A 6,000-nucleotide genomic window follows, 5' to 3' on the forward strand; every position below is an offset into this window, starting at 1 on the left:
GTCGCAACTCGTCGTCGTCATGTGCGTCGCGGCGTTCAGTATGGAGGTGGCGAGTGCGGCTGTCGCGCAGACCACATCCTTGCTGAGCGGTGGCCCGCCCGTTCAAGTGGTGCCCTATGTGGCCGAGCCGGGCGTGCCGCAGCTGACGATCACGCCTGGCACCGCCAATCCGTTTGCCGGTGCTGATGGCTCTGGCGGCAGTGGGACGGGTGGGTCCGGGGGCACGAGTGGATCCGGGGGGACGGGTGGGACTGGGGGTGGCAACGTCGGGAGCAGTGACGCGCTGAGCACCATGCTAGGCACGTCATGGGGCGGGTCGGCTGTCAGCAATGCGACCGCGCTGGGAGTAAATCCGTCTGCTCTGGCGGCGACGTGTGTTCTTGAAAGCGGATGTCAGAATGTGGGCGGCTCCGGCACAGTAGCGGGCGCCTTTCAGATGACGGCCTCGACCTATACCGCAATGATCAACGCCGCGCTGGCGCAAAACCCAAGTTTGGCAAGTACGATTGTTCCCGGCTTGGCTGGACAAATGGACCCGACGACGGAATCGATCGCCGCCTCTGAATATCTGCTGCAAGGGGCGCAGTATTTGCAAGCCAATGGCGTTTCAAGTCCAACCGTGACCGACGTACGAGGCTACTACAATTTCGGGCCGATAGGGGGAGCTGCGATAGCGACCGCTCCCCCAGACGCTACAATGGCGTCGACTCTTTCGATGTATCCGGCTTCGACGCTCGCGGCTAACGGCGTCACTGCCGGCGAGACCGTTGGGCAGTGGCAAACCTCGGTCGCTGCAAAGATCGGGAATGCTGCCACTCAATCTGTAACAACTTAAGAGGTGGTTATGTTTCTCAGTGGTCGCGCTGTGGTGCTATCAACGGTCGTCTTGATTTCTACACAGGCTCATGCGCAACGGCCGCACGTCGTCCGCGATTTGCCTGGTTATACGTGTAAGATGCTGAATATCACTGTGGCTCAAGCGATGGACCCGACGTTCCACCTGCCCTACTACTCTCAGCCTTCTGCGACGTCTCCTGTAGCTGGATATGCGTCCGCGCAAGTCGCGGTCAAAGCACCGGTCCACGACGTCAATGGTTTCGACGAGGCCATGTTTCCGAATGGTGGAACAGTCTGGATACAAGCGAGCCTGCTGAAGGACTATCACAGCCTCGGAGATCCGACGGCAAAGTGCGTTCCGGTCTTAATGTCGAACGGTCGCCAAGGCTTCGATTACCCGCATTAGAGCTGGATTGAGCCGGTCAAGTGAGGACTCAGCTTTCGAGATTCACACGCAATTTCAGGCCGCCCTCCATGGTCGTGTGGATGCTGCTGAGTGCGGTGCTGTTCCTCGCCGGTGCGGCGCATGCCTCCGGTGTTGGGGCGACGATGTTGGCCAAGATCGGTGTGCTCGGAGCCATTGCAGCGATTGCGGTCATCGCTGCTTTCTCGGGGTAACAGGAACGCGCGTCAGCAGGCATGCAGCCGGGCAAGACTGGGTTGCGGCAGACGCGAACCTCTTGGGGTTTGCGGCAGACGCGGCTTGGTCTTGCTGCCGGGTGCGTGCCCGGGTTGGCGGGTGCCACCTGATGCTGCGACGTCTGGTGGGTACATGGCGAGGGGACCGACCCTTGCGGGCCGGTCCCCTCTCGAACCGGTCAGTAGGGCAGGTCTGCCTCCTTGATCCGCGGCGCGTCCCAGAGGATGCAGGTGGTGTCGTGGTCGTGCCAGGTCTCGATAGCCCGGATCGTGTAGCCCTGTGCGGTGAGTGCGGTGTTGTCGTGCGCAGCGTCGATGTCGGTCACGATCGTTCCGTTGCTCAGCTGGGTCATTTTCGGTCTCCCTCGATCTCAGCGTGATTGCTGATGGCGATCGGGAAGGCCGGGCTTCGTGACGGCTCAACCTCCGCGGAGGGAGGACCGGAGCCACGCACAGCCACGCGCAGGCGCTTCTTCGCGCCGAGCATGGCGAGCATGGCGAGGACCGGACTGGAGCGGCCGCGCAGCGGCGCCGAAGGCGGGGTTGAACCGGCACGACCTTGCCCTGCCTTAAACTGAAAGATCAGCAGGCGAGCTTTTTCAGGTGGGTTTCAGGTCGGTGCCGCATCCCGCTGACCGTCGAAAGAGGGGTTCTGTGCCGCTGCGAACTTTCGAAACCGCTCCGGGCACTCGGCGCACTCGCGGTCCGAAACCAGGTGGCAGGTATCCATGCTGCCGAATTCGAGCAGTCCGGGGTCATGGCCAGCAAGATCTTCAACCGACCAAACTTCGCCTTCGTGCAGACGCAGATTCTGGCACGAGCCTTCGGATCGGTGTTTCCCGACCGCTACGATAACAGGCTCGCATTCTTATGACTGGAAGTTCACGAAGCCGTTAAGCATTTGGTTAGGCGTTCTAAATCATCAAAAAATCCCCATCGACCGAGCTTGAGAATGTCGTTACAAGAATAGTTATAGGCCGCATTTGATAAAAAAGGCATTTTCAATAAGTTGCCGTCCGTGCTTATGACGCGGGCAATGGCAGCATACGCTTGATTTGACGGTCCAAAGCGGCGTCGCTCACATACTTTTCCCCCGGTTTATCCACCGGTCCTGGGGGCAAAGCGGCACGGACTACTTTGCTCCTCGCCTAAAATGCGGGCACCCGGGCGTTCACCCCAGAGGGTGTGGAGCGGGAACTCAAACGAATATGGGCGTGGGCCGTTCTTCGGTGCGCCACTTCCAGCATGCTACGGTGGGAACCACGCCTCCACCACCTCTGGCGGGTCCGCTGGCTGACGATCAGAACGCTCCAACCCAGGCGGCAGCTGGGCCTGCACCTCGGCCAGCGTGTGACCCAACAGAATGTATGGCGTGGGCGTTTCGGTAACCAACCGCGCGACCAGCGATCCGGGGTATTCCGGCAGGCCCCGCATAATGATCCAGGCGAACAGCGGGTGCGCGCGCGCCGCGTCGGCCTGGATGGCACAAGCCATCACTGCGTCGATGATCTGGTATTGCATTTCCGGGACTTCGAAGGGAGGGGAGGCAACGGCTGCCACCCAGCGATAATTCGAGCGTGCTCCCGCGCTTTGACGTTGTCGGTGATGCCCGGGAACAACCGGCGCACCTCGATCGCAGCCGACAGTTCCCCCTCTTGCTCAAAAACGGTGCGGATCGCGGCGGCATCGGCTTCGGTGACAATGAACATGCTGGAAATCTAGGACGTCCTGGCAGCCGCTTCCAGGCTCAATCGCGATAGGCCCCGGCAGGGAACCTGAAACCCTGTCGGGGCCATTCGCTCGTCTCGAGTGTATCACCGGGATGGAGCTACCGGGAGCGTCCAGGGAGACAGCAGCCCACGCACATGGTGCCGACGTGAATGAGGGTCGATGGCAGATTTCACCGTTTGGCGCATAAGTTACATGCCGCACCGCAGCATTATCATTACGCGCGCGGAGGTCCATCTACCCCTCCATTGAAGCCGGACATTCCGCCCGACCAAAGATGGAGAATTCCGATGAAGAACCTCATCCTTGCCGCTTTCGCCGCCCTGAGCCTGTCGGCCGCTGTTGCGCCACTCGCTAGCGCCGCCACTTTCCATAACGGTAGCACCGTCGCCGGCGACTCGCTCGCCACCCGGATGCAGCAGACCGGCTCGTATGGCGGCGAATAACGCGCCCTTCTGATTAGACGAACAGCATAAGGCCGGGTCCCTCCGGCCTTTTTGCCGTCCAAACTTCGAGGTCGGCCCGAATGCCCATCAATCCAGCATCGGGCCATGCAAAGGTCTGCCGGCTGACGGGATTTCCGTGGTCTTCCCACTCATGCCCGTTGATTGCTGACAGCGCGCCCGTCGCATCTTGCAAACGCCAAACGCGGACCACGTCGCCACCCGGTAGTTCGCGACGGCCTTCAACCAGGCGGCCGCAGATAACCTTATCAGCCAGAACATCGAATGCCTGCGTGTCGGTTTCCTGCCCGTAGTCATATCGCAACTTGACGTAACTGCTATCGGGGTGGTCGTCGCGCTCGACGCCCGGGGTAAAACAAACAGGCCTGAGATGGATACAGGGCCGATCAACACGGCGCACGACAAGGAGCCAGTCTTCAGCCGCTTCATCGAATTGCTCCACGGCCTCGGCTCCCTCCGACAGTTCTTTGGCCTCAGACCACTCGCCAAGAACATCCATGAGTAACGATTGTGCTTCTTCCATCGCGTCGATCTCGCTGCTGGCCGAAATGTCGCGCGGCGACATCGGCGGAGCGATAGAGGGTTTGCTCCCCGGCTTCGGTGTCATCGTCACTTCAAAGGTCGCCATCTAGTCCTCCGTGCACTGGCGGAATGCGTTGGTGTCGCGAACATAAAAGGAACGCGCGCGGGAATGCAATCGCTGGCCCATTGCACGCTCGTGTTGAGGCGGACCTTGGCAACCAGCGGCCGTCGTCCCATCCTCCCTGGATGTGTAACCTCTACAGCCACGTCAAAGGGCCGAAGCCGATCATCGACGCCACCCGTGCGATGATGGACCGCACTGGTAACTTGCCCCCTCAACCGGGCATCTTTCCCGATTATCTAGCGCCGATCGTCCGCAACACCGCTGATGGCCGGGAACTGGCGATGGCGCGCTGGGGAGTGCCGACACCGCCATGGGTCCTTTTGAAGGGGAAACCCAAAGGCACCGATCCACGGTCACTTCGCGATCCCGGCACCACGAATGTCCGGAAGACGGGACTTTCCTGGTGGCGGCAGTGGCTCGGCGTGAAGCATCGATGCGTTGTGCCGTTCACCAGCTTTTCGGAGCCCGAAGGCAAGGGAGGCCAGCCGATCTGGTTTGCCTTGGGGGAAGACAGGCCGCTGGCGTTCTTCGCCGGCATCCATGTGCCGCGCTGGACGTCCATTCGAAAAGTTAAGGATGGTCCGACTACGAACGACCGTTCGCGTTTCTGACGACAGATCCTAACAAGCTGGTCGAGCAATTTCATGACAAGGCAATGCCGGCGATCCTCACGAGCCCCGAGGAGATCGACACCTGGTTGAGCGCGCCGATCGCCGAGGCGTTGGCACTTCAGAGGCCGCTGCCAGATGATGCCTTGGTGATTGTCGCACGGGGATCGAGGCAGGGCGACGGCGAGGTGCCAACTCCTGCCGATAGCGTGGCGTCTGAGGTCGAGGCGATCACCCACGGTGGCCTATTACTGTGATCTCGTGAACCTTTCGGCTACCATCAAATTTGATAAGCACGACCTGTGCAGGGCGCGCGCGACACAGTTTGCCATCGCGCAACCCGCTACATCGTAGCCGCCGCACCACCTCAGCGATGCGTATTTTGTGTCCATAGGGCTCGATCAGATCCTGAATGGGCAGCGGCACATGACGCCGACAGCGACTGCATTTGACGTCAATCTGCCATCGCCTCATTTCGCCAATTGGCGTCGCCGGCACAGGCAGCGAACCATAGGAAAGTTCTGGCATATTGCGAACATATTAAGAACATCGAGGTGAGTCGAGAGGCTGGGGCACCGGCTGCGGTGCCCGATCGGAACAAACCTGCGGCTGCATGATCTCGTCCTTGTATCTAGAACGTAATTAGAACATAACCCCGCCTCGATCCAATCGGAGGCAGCATGGCCGGCGAATTTGATACGTTGGTGCTAAGGCGCCGCGTGGAGCAATGGCGCGCCGAGGCGGAACGAGTGCCTGATCGGCACATGAGAGCGTTTTGTCTCCGTGAAGCTTGGGAGTGCGTACGGCGCCTCCTGATAGCCTCCGGTACACCCATCATCCGTGCGCACAGCGGGTGTCCGCAGCGCGCCGCCGTAGCGTGCAATGCGCCCTGCGCAATTTCACGGAAGGGTCCACTTACTGAGCAGACCCTACCAGCGGCACCATTTCGCACCGATCAAAATCAATGTTCTGCGCGCCGTGCGCGACCGTAACGAGACCACTGCCAATACCCGCACCGGTCAATTGAGTTCGTCTAACCATCCGTCTGTTCGCGGAGCCGCTCTGTCCCGAGGACGAA

At 60.6% G+C, this 6,000-nt stretch carries 8 protein-coding genes and 1 pseudogene; 5 read left to right on the forward strand and 4 right to left on the reverse strand.

The features are described from left to right. Positions 1–436: 436 nt before the first annotated feature. From GSQ89_RS28170 to GSQ89_RS28180, 3 genes are all read left to right on the forward strand, one after another. On the forward strand, positions 437–835 hold the full coding sequence (locus GSQ89_RS28170) for a hypothetical protein (RefSeq protein WP_158931449.1): 399 nt from the start codon (positions 437–439) through the stop codon (positions 833–835). A 120-nt stretch (positions 836–955) separates the two neighbouring features. Further along, on the forward strand, positions 956–1,243 hold the full coding sequence (locus GSQ89_RS28175) for a hypothetical protein (protein WP_158931450.1): 288 nt from the start codon (positions 956–958) through the stop codon (positions 1,241–1,243). A 68-nt stretch (positions 1,244–1,311) separates the two neighbouring features. Then, positions 1,312–1,455: a hypothetical protein gene (locus GSQ89_RS28180; RefSeq protein WP_158931451.1), complete on the forward strand. Its 144-nt coding sequence runs from the start codon at positions 1,312–1,314 to the stop codon at positions 1,453–1,455. 200 nt (positions 1,456–1,655) lie between these two features. Here GSQ89_RS28180 and GSQ89_RS28185 read toward each other — a convergent pair whose 3' ends face one another. From GSQ89_RS28185 to GSQ89_RS28195, 3 genes are all read right to left on the reverse strand, one after another. Then, positions 1,656–1,829 (reverse strand): hypothetical protein, encoded by a 174-nt coding sequence (locus GSQ89_RS28185; protein WP_158931452.1) that lies wholly within the window; start codon positions 1,827–1,829, stop codon positions 1,656–1,658. Positions 1,830–2,724: 895 nt separating this feature from the next. Further along, positions 2,725–2,997 (reverse strand): hypothetical protein, encoded by a 273-nt coding sequence (locus tag GSQ89_RS28190; protein WP_158931453.1) that lies wholly within the window; start codon positions 2,995–2,997, stop codon positions 2,725–2,727. Then, positions 2,970–3,185 carry a hypothetical protein gene (locus GSQ89_RS28195; protein WP_158931454.1) on the reverse strand — a complete coding sequence of 72 codons (216 nt, stop codon included), beginning with the start codon at positions 3,183–3,185 and terminating at the stop codon, positions 2,970–2,972. Before GSQ89_RS28195 ends, GSQ89_RS28190 begins: the two co-directional genes overlap by 28 nt. A 309-nt stretch (positions 3,186–3,494) precedes the next feature. On the opposite strand from GSQ89_RS28195, the gene GSQ89_RS28200 reads away from it, so the two are divergent. After that, positions 3,495–3,650 (forward strand): hypothetical protein, encoded by a 156-nt coding sequence (locus GSQ89_RS28200; RefSeq protein WP_158931455.1) that lies wholly within the window; start codon positions 3,495–3,497, stop codon positions 3,648–3,650. 13 nt (positions 3,651–3,663) lie between these two features. On the opposite strand, the gene GSQ89_RS28205 is transcribed toward GSQ89_RS28200, so the two are convergent. Beyond that, entirely contained in the window at positions 3,664–4,296 is a 633-nt protein-coding gene (locus GSQ89_RS28205) for a hypothetical protein (protein ID WP_158931456.1), read from the reverse strand. A 140-nt stretch (positions 4,297–4,436) separates the two neighbouring features. On the opposite strand from GSQ89_RS28205, the pseudogene GSQ89_RS28210 reads away from it, so the two are divergent. Further along, positions 4,437–5,083 (forward strand): annotated as a pseudogene (locus GSQ89_RS28210) (SOS response-associated peptidase); the annotation flags it as partial. Positions 5,084–6,000: the final 917 nt, after the last annotated feature.

Source organism: Acidisphaera sp. S103, from assembly GCF_009765975.1.
GTDB lineage: Bacteria > Pseudomonadota > Alphaproteobacteria > Acetobacterales > Acetobacteraceae > Rhodopila.